Below are 22,055 nucleotides of genomic sequence, written 5' to 3'. Positions count from 1 at the left end.
TGAAAGGCCTCTGATGGTGTTCACTCAAGATAGGTATGGCTGGGATTGGGGCTGCTGTGCAGCCCATCGCGACACAAGGCCGCACAGGGGGTGCGCAGCATCATGTTTCAGGGTTTACGCGGACGTTGTGGGAGCGGCCTTGTGCCGCGAAAGGGCCGCGAAGCGGCCCCATCTTACTTCTGCTGTCAGGCCACCGGCACGGTAGCGAGCATCGAGGGTCGCTGGCTCACCTCGGCATACCAGGCCGCCAGCCCTGGCTGTTGCTCGCGCCAGCCGAACGCAGGCTGGCGCAGGTCCAGATAACCCAGTGCACAGGCCACGCCGATGGCGACGATGTCGAAGCCCGAGGCGATTTCCGCCAGGTGCTGCTGTTCCAGGTTCGCCAGGCTGCGACGGATCTTCTGCGATTGTGCCTGCAACCAGCCGTCCCACTGTTTGTCTTCGGGACGCAGGAAGCTTTCGTAGCGGCTCGACACCGCCGCGTCGAGGATCGCATCGGCCTGTGACGCCAGGGTCAGGCGCCGCCAGCGTGCCGAGCCCTCGCGCGGAATCAGGGGCTGGCCGACGTGCTGGGTGTCGAGGTATTCGCAGATCACCCGGCTGTCGTGCAGCACCGTGCCGTCGGTCAGGCGCAGGGCCGGGATCTTGCCGATCGGGTTGTCCTGGTCGAGTTGCGCATCGCCATTGACCGGGCTGATGTTGACCGCCTGCAAGGTCACGCGCGACAACTGCCCGGTTTCGTGCAGCACCAGCATGACCTTGCGCACGAACGGCGACAGCGGCGAATGAAACAGCACCATGCCCACGGTTCAGTTGCCTTGCAGGCTGGGTGGCAGGCAGACGCCCGTGCCGCCGATGCCGCAGTACCCTTCCGGATTCTTGGCCAGGTACTGCTGGTGATAGGCCTCGGCGAAGTAGACCGTCGGCGCCTGCTCGATCTCGGTGGTGATCTGGCCGAAACCGGCCTTGTCCAGCTCGGCCTGGAACGCTTCACGGCTGGCCTTGGCCTGCTCCAGTTGTTCGGGCGAGGTGCAGAAGATCGCCGAGCGGTACTGGGTGCCGACGTCGTTGCCCTGGCGCATGCCCTGGGTTGGGTTGTGCAACTCCCAGAACATCGCCAGCAGTTCGCGGTAGCTGACCTTGTCCTTGTCGAACACCACCAGCACCACCTCGGTGTGGCCGGTCAGGCCCGAGCACACTTCTTCGTAGGTGGGGTTGGGGGTGAAACCGCCGGCATAGCCGACCACCGTGCTGACCACGCCGTCGCGCTGCCAGAAGCGCCGCTCCGCGCCCCAGAAACAGCCCAGGCCGAAGATCGCGAAGTCGACGTCCTGGAAGAACGGGCCGAGCAGCGGCGTGCCTTCGAACACGTAGTGGAACTCAGGCAGCGCCATCGGCGTTTCACGGCCGGGCAGGGCCTGTTCGGCGGTGGGCAGGACGTTTTTGTTCACCAGGATTTCCGAGCGCAGGACCATGGAAGGCTCCTCTGTTTGGCAATGGGACAGTGCGATGGGCTGATCGCCGACAATTGCGCGATCAACTGCGAATAGACCTATAGTGCCCGAGCTTTGAGCGGCTGTCAGGCCACCGGACCGCGTGGGTAGCGCTTGAGCTTGTCGACCAGCTCGCGGCCGGGGATCGGCCGGTCGAACAGGTAGCCCTGGCCGACATCGCAACGGTGGCGACGCAGGAAGGCCAGTTGCTCGGACGTCTCGATGCCTTCGGCGACCACCTTGAGCTTGAGGTTGTGGGCCATGGCCACCACCGCCGAGGTGATCTCCATGTCGTCCTGGTTGGCCGGAATCTCGCTGATGAAGCTGCGATCGATCTTGATGATGTCGATGGGAAACTTCTTCAGGTAGCTCAGCGACGAGTAACCGGTGCCGAAGTCATCCATGGCCAGGGTCAGCCCCAGCTGCTTGAGTTCGTCCAACTGGCGCCGCGTGTCCTCGGTGGCCTCCAGCAGCAGCCCTTCGGTCAACTCCAGCTCCAGCAGGTGCGAGGGCAGGGCTTCTTCCTTGAGGATGGTGCCAATCGAGCTGACCAGCTCGGGATCGGAGAACTGCTTGGGCGACAGGTTGATCGCCACGTGCAGGTTGCCCAACCCGGCCTCGCGCAGCTCCTGGCTCATGCGGCAGGACTGGCGCACCACCCACTTGCCGATGGGGATGATCAGCCCGGTTTCCTCGGCCACGCTGATGAACTGGTCCGGGCGGATCATGCCGCGTTCCGGGTGGTTCCAGCGCAGCAACGCTTCGAGCCCCAGCAGACGCCCGCTGCGCAGGCACAGCTTGGGTTGGTAGAACACTTCCAGCTCGTTCTGGGTCAGCGCGCGGCGCAGGTTGTTCTCCACGAACAGCTTGTAGCTGGCCTCGGCGTTCAGCACTTCGGTGAAGATCTGCACCTGATGCTTGCCGTTGGCCTTGGCCTTGTGCAGCGCCAGGCCGGCGTTTTTCATAAGGGTCTGCGGATCGGCGCCGTGCAGCGGTGCGCAGGCCAGGCCCACGGAGGCGGTGACGTTGATCAACTGGTTGTCGACGAACATCGGTTTGTCGAGGGTGCGCAGCAGTTGCAGCGCCACGGCCTGACCGTCTTCCAGGCTGGTGTCGTCGAGCAGCACGGCGAACTCGTTGCTGGCGAAGCGCGCCAGGCTGCCACCACTGTTCAAACTGTTGCGCAGGCGTCGGGCGAGGCTGATCAGCAGCTTGTCGCCGGTCTGGTGGCCGAGGCTGTCGTTGATGCGCTTGAAGTTGTCGATGTCCACCAGCAGCAGGCAGATGGGAATGCTGCCCTCGCGGGCGAAGCGTTCGTCGAGGCTGCGGATGAACGCTGGGCGGTTACCGAGGCTGGTGAGGTTGTCGGTATAGGCCAGCCGCTCGATGCGCTGCTGGGCGAGCTTGTTCTGGGTGACGTCCTCGTAGATGCCGATGTAGTGGGTCAGCTCGCGATTGTCGCCGTACACCCTGGAAATCGACAGTTGTCCCCAGTAGGGCTCCAGGCTCTTGCGCCGGCTCTTGAACTCACCCTGCCAACTGTTGCCGGCAGCCAGGCTGGAGGGTGGGTCGAAGATCAGGTGGCTGAGGTTCTCCAGCGCCGGCAGTTCGGCCAAGTGATGGCCTTGGACTTCCTCGGTGCTGTACTGGGTGATGGCGGTGAAGCTGGGGTTGACGTACTCCACCACGCCGTCGCGGTTGACCAGCAGGAAGGCACTGGCGCTCTGTTCCACCGCGCGCTGGAACAGGTGCAGGGCACTGGTGGCGGTGCGCCGGTTGTGGTTGGTGATGACCTGGGCGAACTGGTCGGCCAGCTCGCCGGCGAAAGCGATCTCGTCGGATTGCCAGGCGCGCGGCTGGCCGGTCTGCTCCAGGCACAGCACGCCGACCACCTGACCGTCGACACGGATGCTGGCATCGAGCATGGCGTTGTCGAGGGTGTTCGACAGGCCTTGCACCAGATCGCGGGTGCGCGGGTCGTGACTGGCATTGTGCGCGTCGATGGCGCGGCTGGCGTGCAGCGCCTCGAGGTAGTCGGGGTAATGGCTGGCGTCGATCGGCTGCGGTAGGCGGTGGGCCTGTTCGCCCTGATACCAGGCGGTGATCGGCTCCAGGCGCTGTTCGTTGAGGTACCAGATGCTCGCGCAGTCGAGTCGATAGATCTCGCAGGCGCTGCGGGTGATCAGCTCGGCGGCTTCGAGCAGCGAGTTGCTGGCACTGTAGCGCTGGCGCGCCAGGCGCAGGATCAGGTCCTGCTGGGCGCGGACCCGCTCCAGGTGTTCGAGTTGTTCCTGCTGGGCGCGCTGGTTGAGCTGCAGGGCCAATTGCAGGTGGCTGTTGCGCGACTCCAGAGCGTTGGCATCCTGGGTCGAGAGGTCTTCGACCTGATCGTCGAGCACCGTCAGGTAGCCGCGCAGCAATTGACGGTTGTGCTGGGCATAGGCTTCGCCGGCTTCGAGCACGCGCAGCGGACCGCGAGCACCGTGCAGGGTGTAGCGCACCCGGTAGTGCTTGCGCCGGGCCAGTTGGCGCTGGATCTCGTCGTGCAACTGATAACGCGCCTCGGGTTCCATGAGGCTGGCGTAGGGCGAGCCGACCAGCGCGCAGAGCTCGGCGGCGGGCAGGCCGAACTGGCGGTCGCAGGCCGGATCCAGGTACAGCATCGCCCAGCTCGCTTCGTTCAGCCGCTCGTAACGCAGCATGCCGAGCCGCGAAGGCACGGGTAACTGCGTCACGACCTCGGCCGCCACACAGCTGGCGACATCGGGTTGGCTATTCATCGAGAACTCGCTTGAACAAGGCGGTTGGCGCGGACTGCCGCAGAGGTGCGACGACGCGTTGAGCAAGGGTGCATCATGTCCCCTGAGCTGGCAAGCGGCCATAATACGGGCTTTGTCGGGTTATCGGCGGGGGCGCAGGAATCTGAAGCACGGGGCCGCATGGACAGCCTGCAAAAAAAGCCCCGCCAGAACATGGCGGGGTTGAGGTACGAGCGTGGCAGCTCGAAATCGATGCCCGCCTCCCCAGCGAGGGGAGGCGGTTGCTGCGTTACAGCAGCAGGGTGCGGATGTCCGCCAGCAGGTCGCTCAGGCGCTTGGTGAAGCGCGCGGCGGCGGCACCGTTGATCACCCGGTGATCGTAGGACAGCGACAGCGGCAGCATCAGCTTGGGCTGGAAGGCCTTGCCGTCCCAGACCGGCTGGATGGTGGCCTTGGACACGCCGAGGATCGCCACTTCCGGTGCGTTGACGATCGGGGTGAAGCCGGTGCCGCCAATGTGACCGAGGCTGGAGATGGTGAAGCAGGCGCCCTGCATGTCGTCGGACGACAGCTTCTTGTTGCGCGCCTTCTCGGCCAGTGCGGCCGCTTCGCCAGCCAGTTGCAGCAGGCTCTTCTGGTCGACGTTCTTGATCACCGGGACCAACAGGCCGTCCGGGGTGTCCACGGCGAAGCCGACGTTGACGTACTTCTTGCGGATGATGGCCTTGCCGCTTGGCGCCAGCGAACTGTTGAAGTCCGGCAGCTCCTTGAGCAAGTGGGCGCAGGCCTTGAGCAGCAGCGGCAGCACGGTCAGCTTGACGCCGGCCTTTTCCGCCACGGCCTTCTGCGCAACGCGGAAGGCTTCCAGCTCGGTGATGTCGGCCGAATCGAACTGGGTCACGTGGGGCACGTTCAGCCAGCTGCGGTGCAGGTTGGCGGCGCCGACCTGCATCAGACGGGTCAGGGCGACTTCTTCGACTTCGCCGAACTTGCTGAAGTCCACGACCGGGATCGGCGGGATGCCAGCACCGCCGGTCGCGCCGCCTGCGGCAGGCGCTTCCTTGGCTTTCTGCATCATCGCCTTGACGTAGACCTGCACGTCTTCCTTGAGGATGCGGCCGTGCGGGCCGGTCGGGCTGACGGCGCCCAGCTCGACACCGAATTCACGGGCCAACTGACGCACGGCAGGGCCGGCGTGGACCTTGGCGTTGCTGGCAGCGGCAGGTGCGCTGGCAGCCGGCGCAGGTGCCGCCGCTTGGGCAGCGGCCGGCGCGGGCGCTGCGGCTGGGGCGGCTTCGGTCTTGGCGGCAGCGGGTGCTTCGGCCGGGGCCGCAGCGGCTGCCGGCGCAGCACCGGCCACTTCCAGCTTGAGGATCAGGTCACCGGTGCCGACTTCGTCGTCCAGCTTGGCGATCACTTCCTTGACCACGCCAGCGGCGGGGGAAGGGATCTCCATGGACGCTTTGTCCGACTCCAGGGTGATCAGCGACTGGTCGGCTTCGACGGTGTCGCCCGCCTTGACCAGCACTTCGATGATCTTGGCCTTGCCCGACGAGCCGATGTCCGGCACGTGGATGTCCTGCACGCTGGCTGCCGCAGGGGCAGCCGCTGGCGCTGGAGCGGCCTGTTCGGCCGGCTTCTCGGCAGCTGCGGGGGCGGCTGCGGGTTTTTCCTCGGCGGCGGCCGCCTCAGGCGCCGCAGCGGCGCCCTCGGCTTCCAGCACCAGCAGTTCGTCGCCTTCTTTCAGGCGGTCGCCCAGCTTGACCTTCAGTTCCTTGACCACGCCAGCCTTGGGAGCTGGAATTTCCATGGAGGCCTTGTCCGACTCCAGGGTCAGCAGGCTCTGGTCGGCCTCGATGCGGTCGCCGACCTTGACGAACAGCTCGATGATTTCACCTTCACCGCTGCCGATGTCAGGTACGCGAATGAGTTCGCTCACTTAAAAATACTCCTCAGCAGTCCAGTGGGTTGCGCTTGTCCGGATCGATGCCGAACTTGACGATGGCGTCAGCCACAACCTTGGGTTCGATCTCGCCGCGGTCAGCCAGGGCTTCCAGGGCAGCCAGCACCACGAAGTGGCGGTCGACTTCGAAGAAGTGACGCAGCTTCTTGCGGCTGTCGCTGCGACCGTAACCGTCGGTACCCAGGACCTTGAACTCTTTGCTCGGCACCCACTGGCGGATCTGCTCGGCGAACAGCTTCATGTAGTCGGTGGAGGCGATGACCGGCCCTTTGCGGCCGCTCAGGCACTGCTCGACGTAGGTCTGCTGTGGCTTCTGGCCAGGCTTGAGGCGGTTGGCGCGTTCCACGGCCAGGCCGTCGCGACGCAGTTCGTTGAAGCTGGTGACGCTCCACACGTCGGCACCGACGTTGAACTCTTCACGCAGGATCTTCGCTGCCTCGCGCACTTCGCGCAGGATGGTGCCCGAGCCCATCAGCTGCACGTGGTGTGCGGCGTCGCGGGTGTCTTCTTCGAGCAGGTACATGCCCTTGATGATGCCTTCCTCGGCACCGGCCGGAATGGCAGGCTGCTGGTAGGATTCGTTCATCACGGTGATGTAGTAGAAGATGTCCTGTTGCTCTTCGGTCATCTTCTTCATGCCGTCCTGGATGATCACCGCCAGCTCGTAGCCGTAGGTCGGATCGTAGGTACGGCAGTTCGGAATGGTGCCCGCCATCATGTGGCTGTGACCGTCTTCGTGCTGCAGGCCTTCACCGTTGAGGGTGGTACGGCCGGCGGTACCGCCGATCAGGAAGCCACGGGTGCGGCTGTCGCCAGCGGCCCAGGCCAGGTCGCCGATACGCTGGAAGCCGAACATCGAGTAGAAGATGTAGAACGGCAGCATCGGCTGGTTGTGGCAGCTGTACGAGGTACCGGCCGCGATGAACGACGACATGGCGCCGGCTTCGTTGATGCCTTCCTCGAGGATCTGGCCCTTCTTGTCCTCGCGGTAGAACATCACCTGGTCTTTATCGACAGGCTCGTAGAGCTGACCGACCGAGGAGTAGATGCCCAGCTGACGGAACATGCCTTCCATACCAAAGGTACGGGCTTCGTCCGGGATGATCGGCACGATGCGCTGGCCGATTTCCTTGTCCTTGACCAGCTGCGCCAGAATACGCACGAAGGCCATGGTGGTGGAGATTTCGCGGTCGCCCGAGCCGTCCAGGATCGCTTTGAGCGTTTCCAGTGGCGGGGTCGGCACGCTGAAGCTCTTGGCGCGACGCTGCGGCACGAAGCCACCCAGGGCGGCGCGACGCTCGGCCAGGTACTTGGCTTCGGCGGAGCCTTCCTCAGGCTTGAAGAACGGCAGGTTCTCGAGCTCGGCGTCCTTGACCGGGATGTCGAAGCGGTCGCGGAATTTGCGCAGGCTGTCGACGTCGACCTTCTTGGTGTTGTGCGCGGTGTTCTTGGCTTCGCCAGCACCGGTGCCATAACCCTTGATGGTCTTGGCCAGGATGACGGTCGGCTGTTCCTTGTGGTTCACCGCCTGGTGGTAGGCCGCATACACCTTGTACGGGTCGTGGCCGCCACGGTTGAGCTTCCAGATCTCGTCGTCGGACAGGTCTTCGACCATGGCCTTGAGCTCTGGGGTGTTGAAGAAGTGCTCGCGCACGTAGGCGCCGTCTTTGGCCTTGTAGTTCTGGTATTCGCCGTCGATGACTTCGTCCATGCGGCGCTGCAGGGCACCGTTGGTGTCCTTGGCCAGCAGTGGGTCCCAGAAGCGACCCCAGACCACCTTGTTGACGTTCCAACCACCGCCACGGAACACACCTTCGAGTTCCTGGATGATCTTGCCGTTGCCGCGCACAGGGCCGTCGAGGCGCTGCAGGTTGCAGTTGATGACGAAGATCAGGTTGTCCAGCTTCTCGCGGCCGGCCAGGGAGATCGCGCCCAGGGATTCCGGCTCGTCGCACTCGCCGTCGCCCATGAAGCACCAGACTTTCTGCTTGCCGGCCGGGATGAAGCCACGGGCTTCCAGGTACTTCATGAAGCGTGCCTGGTAGATGGCCTGGATCGGACCCAGACCCATGGATACGGTCGGGAACTGCCAGAAGTCAGGCATCAGCCAGGGGTGCGGGTAGGAGGACAGGCCATTGCCGTCCACTTCCTGGCGGAAGTTGTTCATCTGGTCTTCGTTGATGCGACCTTCGAGGAAGGCGCGGGCGTAGATGCCGGGGGAGGCATGGCCCTGGAAGAAGATCAGGTCGCCGCCGTGTTCTTCGGTCGGGGCCTGGAAGAAGTAGTTGAAGCCGATGTCGTACAGGGTGGCGCTGGAGGCGAAGCTCGAGATGTGTCCGCCCAGGTCCGAATCCTTCAGGTTGGTACGCATGACCATGGCCAGAGCGTTCCAACGCACCATCGAGCGAATGCGGCGTTCCATGAACAGGTCGCCAGGCATGCGTGCTTCGTGGGTGACAGGGATGGTGTTGCGGTATGGCGTGGTGATGGCATAGGGCAGCTGCGAACCACTGCGGGTGGCCAGCTCGCCCATACGGGTCATCAGGTAATGAGCGCGGTCTTCGCCTTCTTTGTCGAGGACCGACTCCAGGGCATCCAGCCATTCCTGGGTTTCGATAGGATCGAGGTCTTGCATGGCTTGCTCCAGGGCGGAAAGGCAACCAGAATCGGAAGCCTGAGTTTGCGACTGGCCTTTTGGGCAGACGTCGTGAATTCTTGGATTTGCCGGAGCGTCTTCCGGCGCCGTGTAGTTTTACTACAAATGCTTCGGCATTTCATGCTTTTGAGCAGACATGGGAGTAGTAACACTACAGGAATGCGGCATGTGGCCGCCTTCCGGGTTGTGGAGAAAATCGTTCCTCGTGGTTGGATTTGCACGCTAGTGCGAGGTTTGCTGGTGAATCGTACCAATGATTCGTATTTTTCAGCTATTTACCACTTTTGTATGACAGTCCAACCTTGGCGCTTCTCCCCCTCCACCGCGACTACCCCTCCTTTCACGCCGATCAAGGATAGACCATGCGCCTGCCTTTGCCGTCCGATCTGCCCGCCGCCTTGCAACCGCTGGTCGCCCGTAACCGCCAATTCCTGCGCGAGGCCCTGGCGGCACACGCCGACCTCGACCCTGCCGTCTTGAGCGATGCCCACTGGGCTCAGTTCGACCAGGTCGCTGCCGCCAGCGAGTTCGTGCTCGAGCAGGTGCAGCGCGAGCCAGGCATGCTGCTGGAGCTGGTCGCACGCGGTGAGTTGGCGCAGGGTTATGCCCCCGGACAATTACGCAGCCATATAAAGGCAGCGGCCGACGCGGCGCAGAGCGAAGACGAGCTGGCGCGCAACCTGCGCCGTGCGCGCAACCGCCAGCAGGTGCGGATCATCTGGCGCGACCTCAGCCGTCAGGCCGACCTCGGCGAGACCTGCCGCGACCTCTCGGACCTGGCCGACGCCTCGATCGACGAAGCCTACCAGTGGCTGTACCCGCGTCACTGCCAGCAGTTCGGCACGCCCATCGGCAGCCGCAGCGGCCAGCCCCAGCACATGGTGGTGCTGGGCATGGGCAAGCTGGGCGCGGTGGAGCTGAACCTGTCCTCGGACATCGACCTGATCTTCGCTTTCCCGGAAGGCGGCGAGACCGAGGGCGTCAAGCGGGCACTGGACAACCAGGCGTTCTTCACTCGCCTGGGCCAGCGGCTGATCAAGGCGCTGGACCCGGTCACCGTCGACGGCTTCGTGTTCCGTGTCGACATGCGCTTGCGCCCCTACGGCTCGGCCGGCGCCCTGGTACTGTCGTTCAATGCCCTGGAGCAGTACTACCAGGACCAGGGGCGGGACTGGGAGCGCTACGCGATGATCAAGGCGCGGGTGGTGGCGGGCGATCAGCAGGCCGGTGCGCAGTTGCAGGACATGCTGCGGCCCTTCGTCTACCGCCGCTACCTGGACTTCTCCGCCATCGAGGCGCTGCGCACCATGAAGCAGCTGATCCAGCAGGAGGTGCGGCGCAAGGGCATGGCCGACAACATCAAGCTCGGCGCGGGCGGCATCCGCGAGGTGGAGTTCATCGCCCAGGCGTTCCAGTTGATTCACGGCGGGCGTGACCTGAGCCTGCAGCAGCGCCCGTTGCTGAACGTTCTCGCCACCTTGGAAGGCCAGGGCTACCTGCCGCCGGCGGTGGTCAGCGAGCTGCGCGATGGCTACCGCTTCCTGCGCTATACCGAGCACGCCATCCAGGCCATCGCCGACCGGCAGACACAGATGCTGCCGGACGCCGAGCTGGACCGCGCGCGCATCGCCTATATGCTCGGCTTCGCCGACTGGGACGCCTTCCACGCGCAATTGATGCATTGGCGCGGCCGCGTCGACTGGCACTTCCGCCAGGTGATCGCCGACCCCGACGACGAGGAGGGTGAAGGCGAGCTGGTGGTCGGGGGCGAGTGGTCGCCGTTGTGGGAGCAGGCCCAGGACGAAGAGGCTGCCAGCCGGCAGCTCGAGGAGGCCGGTTTCAAGCAGGCCGGCGAAGCGTTGCGGCGGCTTTCGGTACTGCGCACCAGTCCATCGCTGCGCTCGATGCAGCGCCTCGGTCGCGAGCGTCTGGATGCCTTCATTCCGCGCTTGCTGGCGCAGACCGTCGAGCACCAGGATCCGGACCTGGTGCTCGAGCGCGTGCTGCCGCTGGTGGAAGCGGTGGCGCGGCGTTCGGCCTACCTGGTGCTGCTCAGTGAGAACCCGGGGGCACTGCGCCGCCTGCTGACGCTGTGCGCGGCCAGTCCCTGGATCGCCGAGCAGATCGCCCGTTTCCCGCTGTTGCTCGACGAATTGCTCAACGAAGGGCGGCTGTTCAGTCCGCCGCTGGCGCCGGAGTTGGCCTCGGAGTTGCGTGAGCGTCTGACCCGCATTCCCGAGGACGACCTGGAGCAGCAGATGGAGGCGCTGCGGCATTTCAAGCTGGCCCACAGCCTGCGCGTAGCGGCCTCGGAAATCAGCGGCAACCTGCCGCTGATGAAGGTCAGCGACTACCTGACCTGGCTCGCCGAAGCCATTCTCGACCAAGTGCTGGCCCTGGCCTGGCGTCATACCGTGGCCCGCCACGGTCAACCCAAGCGCAGCGACGGCAGCCTGTGCGCGCCGAGCTTCATCATCGTCGGCTACGGCAAGGTCGGCGGTATCGAACTGGGGCACGGCTCGGACCTTGACCTGGTGTTCATCCACGACGGCGACGCCAATGCCGAGACCGACGGCGCCAAGCCCATCGACGGCGCGCAGTTCTTCACCCGCCTGGGCCAGCGCATCATTCACCTGCTGACCACCCAGACCAACTCCGGCCAGCTCTACGACGTCGACATGCGCCTGCGCCCCTCCGGCGCGTCGGGGTTGCTGGTCAGCTCGCTGGGGGCCTTCGAGCGCTACCAGCAGCAGGAAGCCTGGACCTGGGAGCACCAGGCCCTGGTGCGCGCCCGGGTGCTGGTGGGCTGCCCGCAGGTGGGCGCCGCCTTCGAACGCGTGCGCGCGGCGGTGCTGGGCAAGCCCCGCGAGCTGGACACGCTGCGCGCGCAGGTGAGCGAGATGCGCGCCAAGATGCGCGCCAGCCTGGGCAGCAAGGCGACGGTCGCCGGCACCGCCGACAACGCCTTCGAGCCGGGCCAGCCGTTCGATATCAAGCAGGATGCCGGTGGTATCGTGGACATCGAATTTATGGTGCAATACGCCGCTTTGGCCTGGTCCCACGAGCACCCGGCCCTGCTGCGCTGGACCGATAACATCCGCATTCTGGAAGAGCTCGAACAGGCCGGGTTGATGCCCGCCGCAGACGCCGTGCTGCTGCGCGAGGTGTACAAGACCTTCCGCTCGGCCTCGCACCGCCAGGCCCTGCAGAAGCAGGCCGGGGTGATCGATGCCGGACAGTTCGTCGATGAGCGTCGCCAGGTGCGGCGGATCTGGAGCGAGCTGGGCCTGTAGCCGGGGCGGCCTGTCAGGCGCGAAGGTCCATGGCGCAGCACCGGTGATACACTGTCCGCCAAATAGCCTGAATATAAAGAGGGGAGGCCAGGTTGAAACGCAGCCTGCAGCCTCCCCGACTGTTTCTGGATAAAGCATGAGAATACTGATCATCGGACCCAGCTGGGTCGGCGACATGGTGATGGCACAGACCCTGTTCCAGTGCCTGCGCCAACGTCATCCCGAATGCGTGATCGACGTGCTGGCCCCCGAGTGGAGCCGGCCGATCCTCGAACGCATGCCCGAGGTGCGCCAGGCCTTGAGCTTCCCGCTCGGCCACGGTGCGCTCGAGCTGGCCACGCGGCGACGTATCGGCAAATCGCTGGCCGGCCAGTACGACCAGGCCATCCTGCTGCCCAATTCGCTGAAGTCGGCGCTGGTGCCGTGGTTCGCCGGCATCCCCAAGCGCACCGGCTGGCGTGGCGAGATGCGCTACCTGCTACTCAACGACGTGCGCAAGCTCGACAAGGCGCGCTACCCGTTGATGATCGAGCGCTTCATGGCCCTGGCCTTCGAGCCGGGCGCCGAATTGCCGCAACCTTATCCACGTCCGAGCCTGCGCATCGAAGCCGCCAGCCGAGAGGCTGCGCTGGCCAAGTTCGGCCTGCAGCTCGACCGTCCACTGCTGGCACTGTGTCCGGGCGCCGAATTCGGCGAGGCCAAGCGCTGGCCGGTGGAGCACTATGCCGCCGTGGCCGAGGCGATGATTCGCCAGGGCTGGCAAGTGTGGTTGTTCGGCTCGAAGAACGATCACCCGGTCGGCGAGCAGATCCGCGAGCGCCTGATCCCAGGGCTGCGCGAAGAGTCGTGCAACCTGGCCGGCGACACCTCGCTGGCCGAGGCCATCGACCTGATGTCCTGCGCCGATGCCGTGGTGTCCAACGACTCCGGCCTGATGCACGTCGCCGCCGCCCTGAATCGCCCGCTGGTGGCGGTCTACGGCTCCACCTCGCCGGGCTTCACGCCGCCGCTGGCCGATCAGGTCGAAGTGGTGCGCACCGGCATCGAATGCAGCCCTTGTTTCGACCGTACCTGCCGCTTCGGGCACTACAACTGCCTGCGCCTGCTCGAGCCGCAGAAGGTCATCGCCGCCCTGCACGGTCTGGCCGCGCCGGGCCTGATCGATACCCGTGTCGAGGTCGACTAAGTGCGGGTACTGATCATCAAGACCTCGTCGCTGGGCGACGTGATCCACACCTTGCCAGCCCTCACCGATGCGGCCCACGCCGTCCCCGGCATCCGCTTCGACTGGGTGGTGGAGGAGGGTTTCGCCGAGATTCCCAGCTGGCATCCGGCGGTGGATCAGGTCATCCCGGTGGCCATTCGGCGCTGGCGCAAGAACCTCTGGCAGACCCTCAAGAGCGGCGAATGGAAGGCCTTCAAGCAGCGCGTGCGCGAGCGCCGTTACGACCTGGTGATCGACGCCCAGGGGCTGGTCAAGTCGGCCTGGCTGACGCGTCTGATCAAGGCGCCGGTGGCCGGGCTCGACCGCTACTCGGCGCGCGAAGGCCTGGCCAGCCGATTCTACGACCGGCGTCTGTCGGTGGCCGTGGGTCAGCATGCGGTGGAGCGTGTGCGCCAACTGTTCGCCCTGGCCCTGGCCTACGACCTGCCCGAGGGGCTCGGCCAGTACGGCCTGGATCTCAAGCGCCTGCAATTGCCGCCCACCGCCCCCTACGTGGTGTTCCTGCATGGCACCACCTGGGCCACCAAACACTGGCCTGAGGCCTACTGGCGCGAGCTGGCCGAGCGCATGGGGCGGCGTCGCATGAAGGTGGTGCTGCCCTGGGGCAACGCCGCCGAACAGGCGCGCGCCGAGCGCATCGCCCAGGGCTTGGAGCACTGCCAGGTACTGCCCAAGTTGAACCTGGCAGGCGTGGCCCGCATTCTGGCGGCGGCCAAGGCCTGCGTCGCGGTGGACACCGGCCTCGGCCACCTGGCCGCCGCGCTGGATGTGCCGACCATCTCCCTGTTCGGCCCGACCAACCCTGGCCTGACCGGCGCCTACGGACGCGCGCAGATCCATCAGGCCAGCGACTTCCCCTGCGCCCCCTGCCTGCAGAAGAAGTGCACCTACAAACCGAGCGCCGAGGACCTGCGCCGGTTCGATCTCAAACGCGAGTGGCCGTTGTGCTTCACTCGCCTGAATCCCGAGCATGTGGCGGGCCGCTTGAGCGCGCTGCTGCTGGCTGAGGATGTTCGTTGATGCAACTGGCTTTCGTGCTTTACAAATATTTCCCCTTCGGTGGCCTGCAGCGCGACTTCATGCGCATCGCCCTGGAGTGCCAGCAGCGTGGCCACCAGATCCGTGTCTACACGCTGATCTGGGAAGGTGATGTGCCACCGGGCTTCGACGTGCGGGTGGCGCCGGTCAAGGCGCTGTCCAATCACCGGCGCAACGAGAAACTCAGTGCCTGGATGGCCGAGGACCTGGCCCGAGAGCCGGTCGACCGGCTGATCGGTTTCAACAAGATGCCGGGGCTGGACGTGTACTACGCCGCCGACGGCTGCTTCGAAGACAAGGCCCAGACCTTGCGCGGTGGCCTGTACCGGCGCTGGGGCCGCTACCGGCACTTCGCCGAGTACGAGCGCGCGGTGTTCGACCCGCACGCCAACACGGAAATCCTGATGATCTCCGAAGTGCAGCAGCCGCTGTTCATCAAGCACTACGGCACGCCCCTCGAGCGTTTCCATCTGCTGCCGCCAGGTATTTCCCAGGACCGCCGGGCGCCGGCCAACGCGGCAGACATCCGCGCCGCGTTTCGCCAGGAATTCGGCCTGGGCGAGGACGACCTGCTGCTGGTGCAGATCGGTTCGGGTTTCAAGACCAAGGGCGTGGACCGCAGCCTCAAGGCCCTGGCCGCGCTGCCGGCGAACCTGCGCAAGCGTACTCGGCTGATGGTCATCGGCCAGGACGACCCCAAGGTGTTCCAGTTGCAGAGCGCTACCCTTGGCCTGGGCGATCAGGTGCAGTTCCTCAAGGGGCGCAGCGACATTCCCCGCTTCCTGCTCGGTGCCGACCTGCTGATCCATCCGGCCTACAACGAGAACACCGGTACGGTGCTGCTCGAAGCGCTGGTGGCCGGCCTGCCGGTGCTGGTTTCGCAGGTGTGTGGTTACGCCCATTACATCGCCGAGGCCGACAGCGGGCTGGTGCTCGACGAGCCGTTCGAGCAGTCGCAGCTCGACGCCTGCCTGCAGCGCATGCTCGACGACCCGCAGGCGCGTGCCGACTGGGCGCGCAATGGCCTGGCCTTCGCCGCCTCGGCCGATCTGTACAGCATGCCTCAGCACGCCGCCGACGTGATTCTCCAGGAGCGCGCATGAAACTGATGCTGGCCGAACCGTTCAAGCGCCTGTGGGCCGGGCGCGATCCCTTCGAGGCCGTCGAGGCCTTGCAGGGCGAGGTATACCGCGAACTGGAAGGGCGTCGGACCCTGCGCACCGAGGTGGCCGGCGCGGGCTACTTCGTGAAGATTCACCGCGGCATCGGCTGGGGCGAGATCTTCAAGAACCTGTTCAGCGCCAAGCTGCCGGTGCTGGGTGCCGGCCAGGAATGGCGAGCCATCGAACGCCTGCATCAAGCCGGAGTGCCGACCATGACCGCGGTGGCCTATGGCGAGCGCGGCGCCAATCCTGCGACCCAGCATTCGTTCATCGTCACCGAAGAACTGGCGCCTACCGTCAGCCTGGAAGACTTCAGCCTCGACTGGCGCCGTCAGCCGCCGCCACCGGCGCTCAAGCGCGCCCTCATCGCCGAAGTGGCGAAGATGACCGGCACCATGCACCGCGCCGGGGTCAACCACCGCGACTGCTACATCTGCCACTTCCTGCTGCACACCGACCGCCCGGTGACGGCGCAAGACTTCAAACTGTCGGTCATCGACCTGCACCGCGCACAGACCCGCGCCACAATCACCCGTCGCTGGCGCAACAAGGACCTGGCCGCCCTGTACTTTTCGGCACTGGACATCGGCCTGACGCGTCGCGACAAACTGCGCTTTCTCAAAGGCTACTTCCAGCGCCCGCTGCGCCAGGTGCTGGCCGAGGAAGCCGCGTTGCTCGCCTGGCTGGAGCGCAAGGCGCGCAAACTCTACGACCGCAAGCAACGCTATGGGGATGCGCTCTGATGGCGAGTTGGACATTGGCGCCGGACTACGCGTGGCTGGCCGCCGACTTCGGCAGCCTCGAGGCGGTGTTCGCCCTGGAAGGCGAACGCCTGACCCGCGACCCGCTCAGCGAGGTCATCCGCGTCGAGCGCGAGGGCGTCAGCTATTACGTCAAGCGCTACACCGGGGCCGGCAAGCACATGCGCCGCTTCTTCGGACGCCCTCGTATCAAGGCCGAATGGCAGAACCTCAAGCAGTTCGCCAAGTGGGGCATTCCCACCGCCGAAGTGGTGGCCTGGGGCCTTGAGCGCAAGGGTCTTGCGTTCGGCCGTGGGGCGATGATCACCCGCGAGCTGCCGCGCACCGAGGATCTGTCGGCACTGGCCGATCGCAACGATCCACGCCTGGCGGACCGTGCCTGGGTCGATCACATCAGTCGCCAACTGGCCCGGCACACCCGGGTGATGCACAACCACCACTTCGCGCACAACGACCTGAAGTGGCGCAACCTGCTGGTGGACGACCAGGCCACGGTGTTCTTCATCGACTGCCCGACCGGCGACTTCTGGCGCGGTTTCATGCTGCGTCATCGACTGATCAAGGACCTGGCCTGCCTGGACAAGGTGGCCAAGTACCACCTGTCCGCCACCCAGCGTCTGCGTTTCTACCTGCAGTACCGCGGGCACACCCGACTCAACGCGCGCGATAAGCGGCGTATCCGTCAGGTGGTGAGCTTTTTCGAGGGAAGGGAATGACCGATTACCTGGCCAGCGCCGAAGCGGCGCTGCTGCAACGCCATGGCCTCGACGATTTCGAGGCGCTGTGGGCGCTGCAACTGGAGGCCGTCGACGAGCCCAACACCGGGCGCGGCGGCTGGAGCAGCGTGTTCCGCCTGGAACTCGAGGGCAAGGGCTATTACCTCAAGCGCCAGAGCGACTACCTCACCCATACCCTGCACCGGCCGTTGGGCGAGCCCACCTTCGCTCGCGAATTTCGCAATATCCAGCGCTATCAGGCGCTCGGCATCCCGGCTTTGCAGGCGGTGTTCTACGGTGAGCGCAAGCAAGGTGGCCAGCATCGGGCGATCCTGATGAGCCGTGCGCTGGACGAGTGGCGCGACCTGGACAGCCTGCTGCTGCAATGGCCGCAGCTCGATCCCGCGCAACGCCAGGGCGTTCTCGGTGCCTGTGGCGAACTGGCGCGCACGCTGCACGGCGCCCGTCAGGTGCATGGCTGTTTCTACCCCAAGCACATTTTCCTGCGCGAGCGCCGGGAAGGTTGGCAGGCGCAATTGATCGACCTGGAAAAGACCCGGCCGCTGCTGCTCGGTCGCCGTGACCGTCTCAAGGACCTGGAACCGCTGCTGCGTCGTGCGCCGGTGTGGAGCGAGGCGGACTTGCGTCACCTGCTCGCCGCCTACCTGGCACAACCGGCCGATAGCCCGCCGGTGTCTGCCTGGTTGCAGCGCCTGAGCACACGTCGTCGTGAAAAAGAGGCCCGTTGATGCGCCTGTCCGAATTGAAGAACGCCGGGCGCAGCCCGACTCTGCCCGTGAACGTGATCCTCGAGGATGCCGCTGGCAGCGCCGAACTGCAGCTGTTCAGCCTGCTGCGCGTGCTGCCTGGCCAGCGTTACGTCGGCGCCGGCCTGTGGCGCGGCACGCCGGTGCTGGCCAAGTTGCTGGTGGGCGGCAACGCTGCGCGACATTTCCAGCGCGAACTGGACGGCGTGCGCCTGCTGGCCGCCCAGGGCCTGGTCACACCGCGCCTGCTGGCTGATGGCCTGAAAGACGGCGAAGGCGGCTGGCTGCTGTTCGAGTTCCTGGAGCACGCCGAAAGCCTGGGCGCTGCCTGGGCCAAGGTCGAGCACCTGCCGATGCTTGCCGATGAGCAACATGCCGTGCTCGGCGAAGCGTTGACGGCGGTGGCGCAGATGCACGCCAAAGGCCTGTGGCAGGAAGACCTGCACCTGGACAACCTGCTGCGCCACGACGGTCGCCTGTACCTGATCGACGGCGCCGGGATCAAGGCCGAGACGCCGGGTCAGCAGTTGTCGCGTCAGCGCGTGCTGGAAAACCTCGGGGTGTTTTTCGCTCAGTTGCCCAAGCGCTTGCAGCCGTTCATCGAGGAAGCCCTGGTGCATTACCTGCTGGCCAACGCCGAGCATGCGCTGCCGCTGGAGGCACTGCAAAAGCAGGTCGACAAAGTGCGCACCTGGCGCCTGAAGGATTACCTGGACAAGGCCGGGCGCGACTGCAGCCTGTTCAGCGTGCAGCGCAGCGTGTCAGGGCTACAGGCGATTCGCCGCGAGGACGTCGCAGCCCTTGCCCCGGCGCTGGCGCAAGCCGATGCGCTGATCGACCAGGGCCACGTGTACAAGACCGGCGGCGCAGCCAGCGTCGCGCGCGTGGACGTCGGCGGCCGTAGCCTGGTGCTCAAGCGCTACAACATCAAGAACACCGCCCACTGGTTCAAGCGTTTCTGGCGCCCGAGCCGGGCCTGGCATTCCTGGATCGAAGGCAATCGCCTGACCTTCCTCGACATCCCCACGCCGCGCCCGCTGGCGGTGCTCGAACGCCGCGTGATGGGGTTGCGCAGCACGGCCTATCTGATTACCGAATACGCCGATGGCCCTGACTTGAGCGCCTGTTTCGCGCCCTTCGTCGAGAGCGGCGAGGCGCCCGAAGAACAGGTGCAGGCGCTGATCGAGCTGATGCAGCGGCTGATCGCCGAGCGCATCAGCCATGGCGATTTCAAAGGTCACAACCTGTTCTGGCAGGACGGCCAGTGGTCGCTGATCGACCTGGACGCCATGACCCAGCACGCCACCCAGCTCAGTTTCGCCCCGGCCTACGCCCGCGACCGCGCGCGGCTGCTGCGCAACTGGCCGACCCGCAGCGCGCTGTATCAGCGGCTGGATCAGCGTCTGCCCAGGCTCACCGAGTAGGCGGGCGGCAGCGCCAGCCAGTCGCTGCTGCGCCCAGCCTGGCGCACGCGAATGCGCCATTGCTGGTCTTGCCAGCGCAGGATCGTCCAGGGCTTCACCGCTGCACCCGGCTCGCTGCGCATCAGCAGATGATAGTGGTCGCTCAGCAGGTGGGCCCTTAACGGCAAGGCATGCCCGCCGGCCAGCAGGTAAAGCCTGTCACCTGCGCGATACAGGCCGGTGGCCGACGCTTCGCGGATGCCGCTGGGTACATCGGCGAGGCGACAGTCATCGAGCAGTACCTGCAAGTCCGGCAAGCCGTCGTACCACAGCACCGGCGAGTCCACGACCCATTCACCATCCTCGCGGCGCTTGATGGGCACCTTGCTGTAAGCGTCGGGCTGACGCGGGTCGAGTACCCGCCAGCGGTAGCCATCGAAGGCGACCTGGTAGGTACGGCCGGCCGAGTCCTTGACGAAATAGAAGGTCAACCCCGGATAGGGTGAGGCCTGTTCGTAGATCCCTTCCTTGTGGACCCCATCGACCCGATAACGCAGCTTGCTGGCGTCGACTTTCAGGGCCAGCGCGGGCGGCAGCGTCAGCGGTGGCGTCGGCGGCATGCCGCGGATCGCACGGCGAACCACGGTCGAGCCGCCGATGCTGTTGATGGCGTCGTTGACATGGGTGAAGGCTTCGACGAAGTGCTTCAGCGCGCCGACACGGTCGTCCTGGCGGTAGGCTTTGGCCATGTCGAACACCGAGAGTGCCGCGCGTGCGAATGACAGTGGAGTCAGGGCGCGGTTGGACAGCACCAGGCTGACCAGGTCGAGCGTGACCCACAGCACATGCAAGCTGAACTCGCCCAACAGTTCCAATTTGGTATGGGTGCTGGCATCCACCAGTGCCAGGGCTGCATGCACTTCGGCCCGATAACGCGCCTGCTGGAAATCACCGACGATCTCCGGCGTGTTCACGCGATGGCCGAGTCGCCCGTTGAGTACCGCGCGTTCAATGGCCGCAGAGTCGGCCATGGGAAGTCGCTCCTTGAGGTAATCGCGCAACGCCGGCTTTTCACGCAGCGTGCGCAGCAAATGCCGGGCATTGCGGTATTCGCGCCAGGCGCGGCGATCTGGGGCGTCGGGGGTGTACACCACGAAGCGCTGCAGGCCGGCGATCTCGGGTGTGATCAAAAGCACGCCCATCACCGTGTGGTTGTCGATCATCCATTGGCGCACTTTCAGTCGATGGCCCAGCGCGCCGCGTTGAGCGCTGGCGGGGTGATCGATGACGGTGCGACTCCAGGCGTAACCGCGCTCGAACGGATCCTCCAGGTAGTGACCGGCATAGCGCGCCTTGGCCGCCTCGGCCTGCATGCGTGCCTGGCTGATGGCGACATGGCGCTCCTGCCGCCACTGTCCGGCTGGCGAGTCCAGCAGGTGCAGACGCAGGTACTGGCTGTAGCTTTCGCCCACGTTCAGCTCGCGCACCAGTTGCTTGACCTGCCCGGCCGTGATCTCGGGGATGGGGCTGCCGTCCTTGCGATGAACGCGTGCCGTCAACCAATAGTCCACGTCGAGCCAGGCGACGTTGAGCGCGGCCAGCTCGTCGAGGCGATAGGTGCGTGGCACCAGTTCGATGGTATCGCCCACCTGCGGCCTGCTGGCGGCGGGAATGTAGCCGCTGGTCAGGCCTGGGTGCATGACCGGGCCGCGTTGTCGCGCCAAGGTCACGCTCACATGAATCTCCAACGGATCGACATCGAATTGGTACTGATGGCGCAATCGGGCGCGCAGTTGCTGGCATGTCCAGGTGCTCAGGGCGTTCTGATCGAGGAATTGTTCGTGGCTGAGGATGCCGGGTGCCGCTGCACGGTCGATGGCGATCACCAGCTCCTGCATGGTCTGCATGATGTGGGTCAGGGCCTGGGGCGAGGCGTTCTTCAGCCAGGCGGGTGAGTTGCGCTCCAGCAGCAGGCCGTAGCGTGTCTGCAGTGCCGACTGGCTGCCGGCCCAGGGCAGCAGGTCGACGGCCTGTTGCAGTCGGCTCGCCAACTGCGCGCGGTCGAGCGGATCGCGCTGGGCGAGATCTTCCCACACCTGAGTCAAGCGTGTGCGTTGCCCGTCGATCAAGACCTGTGCCTGGGCCAGTAGCAGATCATCGCTGAACCACTCGTAGCGCAGACGCTCGGCATTGAGCGCCAGATCGCGGTCGCGGTCGCTGGCCATATGCCGCAGCAGTGGCTGGCTCTGTTGCGGGTCGTCCAGCCGCTCGCACAGCTCGACATGCAGTTCTGCCAGGTCATCGAAGGCCTCGATGCCATGGGACAGGCTGCACAGCAGTGCGTACTCGCTGGGTTGTTGCGGATCGGGCATGCGGCCCTCGGGGCCTCCCTCGACGATGACGAAAGCACCGGGCAGGTAGCTGCGCCAACTGGGGGTGCCGATGTCCAGCACGGGCCGGTACACCTGCGGGCGCGCCGCGCTGCCCAGGTGCTGACGCTGCCAGGGCAACGGCAGGCGTATGCAGGTTTCCATCAGTTCGGCGTGGTTCGAGCCCAAGGTGTGATCGCCGACGCGCAGGGTGATCTGCGCCAGCATCTGTTCACGTAGCACGGCCGTCATCCGCGCCTGGCGGGTCTGGCCGGTGGCGTCCGTGTCGAGCCAGTACTGGGCCAGGTCCGCAAAGTAGCGTTGGCGCGCACTCAGCCAGGGCAGTTGAGCGTCGGGGCTGGGTGGCGAGGCGAGCAGGTCGCTCAATTGCTGATCGAAGGCGATGAACTGCTGAAGACTCATGAGCGGCGCTCCGTGGTAGGGGAGCG

At 65.5% G+C, this 22,055-nt stretch carries 14 protein-coding genes; 8 read left to right on the top strand and 6 right to left on the bottom strand.

Annotated elements, in window-relative coordinates:
• Window positions 1-185 precede the first annotated feature (185 nt).
• From Q7C30_RS09560 to aceE, 5 genes are all read right to left on the bottom strand, one after another.
• Window positions 186-800 carry a glutathione S-transferase gene (locus tag Q7C30_RS09560; protein ID WP_317871367.1) on the bottom strand — a complete coding sequence of 205 codons (615 nt, stop codon included), beginning with the start codon at window positions 798-800 and terminating at the stop codon, window positions 186-188.
• 9 nt (window positions 801-809) lie between these two features.
• Window positions 810-1,475, bottom strand: a complete 666-nt coding sequence (msrA, locus tag Q7C30_RS09555) for a peptide-methionine (S)-S-oxide reductase MsrA (protein ID WP_039581267.1) — start codon at window positions 1,473-1,475, stop codon at window positions 810-812.
• Between the two features lie 104 nt (window positions 1,476-1,579).
• Window positions 1,580-4,273 carry a GGDEF and EAL domain-containing protein gene (locus tag Q7C30_RS09550; RefSeq protein ID WP_295481196.1) on the bottom strand — a complete coding sequence of 898 codons (2,694 nt, stop codon included), beginning with the start codon at window positions 4,271-4,273 and terminating at the stop codon, window positions 1,580-1,582.
• A 268-nt stretch (window positions 4,274-4,541) separates the two neighbouring features.
• Window positions 4,542-6,191, bottom strand: a complete 1,650-nt coding sequence (gene aceF / locus Q7C30_RS09545) for a dihydrolipoyllysine-residue acetyltransferase (RefSeq protein WP_039581261.1) — start codon at window positions 6,189-6,191, stop codon at window positions 4,542-4,544.
• Window positions 6,192-6,204: 13 nt separating this feature from the next.
• On the bottom strand, window positions 6,205-8,850 hold the full coding sequence (aceE, locus tag Q7C30_RS09540; protein WP_304485319.1) for a pyruvate dehydrogenase (acetyl-transferring), homodimeric type: 2,646 nt from the start codon (window positions 8,848-8,850) through the stop codon (window positions 6,205-6,207).
• Window positions 8,851-9,233: 383 nt separating this feature from the next.
• Between aceE and glnE the strand changes: the two genes are divergently transcribed.
• The 8 genes from glnE to Q7C30_RS09500 all read left to right on the top strand — a co-directional run bounded on the left by glnE (window position 9,234) and on the right by Q7C30_RS09500 (window position 19,258).
• The gene (gene glnE, locus Q7C30_RS09535) at window positions 9,234-12,164 is read left to right on the top strand and encodes a bifunctional [glutamate--ammonia ligase]-adenylyl-L-tyrosine phosphorylase/[glutamate--ammonia-ligase] adenylyltransferase (protein WP_039581255.1); all 2,931 of its coding nucleotides are present in this window, start codon (window positions 9,234-9,236) and stop codon (window positions 12,162-12,164) included.
• Window positions 12,165-12,300: 136 nt separating this feature from the next.
• Window positions 12,301-13,350: a lipopolysaccharide heptosyltransferase II gene (waaF, locus tag Q7C30_RS09530; RefSeq protein WP_317871366.1), complete on the top strand. Its 1,050-nt coding sequence runs from the start codon at window positions 12,301-12,303 to the stop codon at window positions 13,348-13,350.
• Window positions 13,351-14,409, top strand: coding sequence for a lipopolysaccharide heptosyltransferase I (gene waaC / locus Q7C30_RS09525; protein WP_039581248.1), 1,059 nt, complete (start codon window positions 13,351-13,353; stop codon window positions 14,407-14,409).
• On the top strand, window positions 14,409-15,530 hold the full coding sequence (locus Q7C30_RS09520; RefSeq protein WP_317871365.1) for a glycosyltransferase family 4 protein: 1,122 nt from the start codon (window positions 14,409-14,411) through the stop codon (window positions 15,528-15,530). The genes waaC and Q7C30_RS09520 overlap by 1 nt, the downstream gene beginning before the upstream one ends.
• A complete protein-coding gene (rfaP, locus tag Q7C30_RS09515) occupies window positions 15,527-16,333 on the top strand; it encodes a lipopolysaccharide core heptose(I) kinase RfaP (RefSeq protein ID WP_039581242.1) in 807 nt (268 codons plus the stop codon). Before Q7C30_RS09520 ends, rfaP begins: the two co-directional genes overlap by 4 nt.
• The gene (locus tag Q7C30_RS09510) at window positions 16,333-17,067 is read left to right on the top strand and encodes a lipopolysaccharide kinase InaA family protein (RefSeq protein WP_295488377.1); all 735 of its coding nucleotides are present in this window, start codon (window positions 16,333-16,335) and stop codon (window positions 17,065-17,067) included. The genes rfaP and Q7C30_RS09510 overlap by 1 nt, the downstream gene beginning before the upstream one ends.
• Window positions 17,064-17,816: a lipopolysaccharide kinase InaA family protein gene (locus tag Q7C30_RS09505; RefSeq protein WP_317871364.1), complete on the top strand. Its 753-nt coding sequence runs from the start codon at window positions 17,064-17,066 to the stop codon at window positions 17,814-17,816. The genes Q7C30_RS09510 and Q7C30_RS09505 overlap by 4 nt, the downstream gene beginning before the upstream one ends.
• Window positions 17,816-19,258 carry a lipopolysaccharide kinase InaA family protein gene (locus tag Q7C30_RS09500; RefSeq protein WP_317871363.1) on the top strand — a complete coding sequence of 481 codons (1,443 nt, stop codon included), beginning with the start codon at window positions 17,816-17,818 and terminating at the stop codon, window positions 19,256-19,258. The genes Q7C30_RS09505 and Q7C30_RS09500 overlap by 1 nt, the downstream gene beginning before the upstream one ends.
• Here Q7C30_RS09500 and Q7C30_RS09495 read toward each other — a convergent pair.
• Entirely contained in the window at window positions 19,231-22,029 is a 2,799-nt protein-coding gene (locus Q7C30_RS09495; protein ID WP_317871362.1) for a DUF6543 domain-containing protein, read from the bottom strand. The genes Q7C30_RS09500 and Q7C30_RS09495 overlap by 28 nt on opposite strands.
• Between the last annotated feature and the right edge of the window lie 26 nt (window positions 22,030-22,055).

It is taken from the genome of Pseudomonas sp. RAC1 (genome assembly GCF_030658255.1).
GTDB lineage: Bacteria > Pseudomonadota > Gammaproteobacteria > Pseudomonadales > Pseudomonadaceae > Aquipseudomonas > Aquipseudomonas boreofloridensis.
Note: the sequence above shows the minus strand (reverse complement) of the source record. Positions and strands in the feature narration are given on the sequence as shown.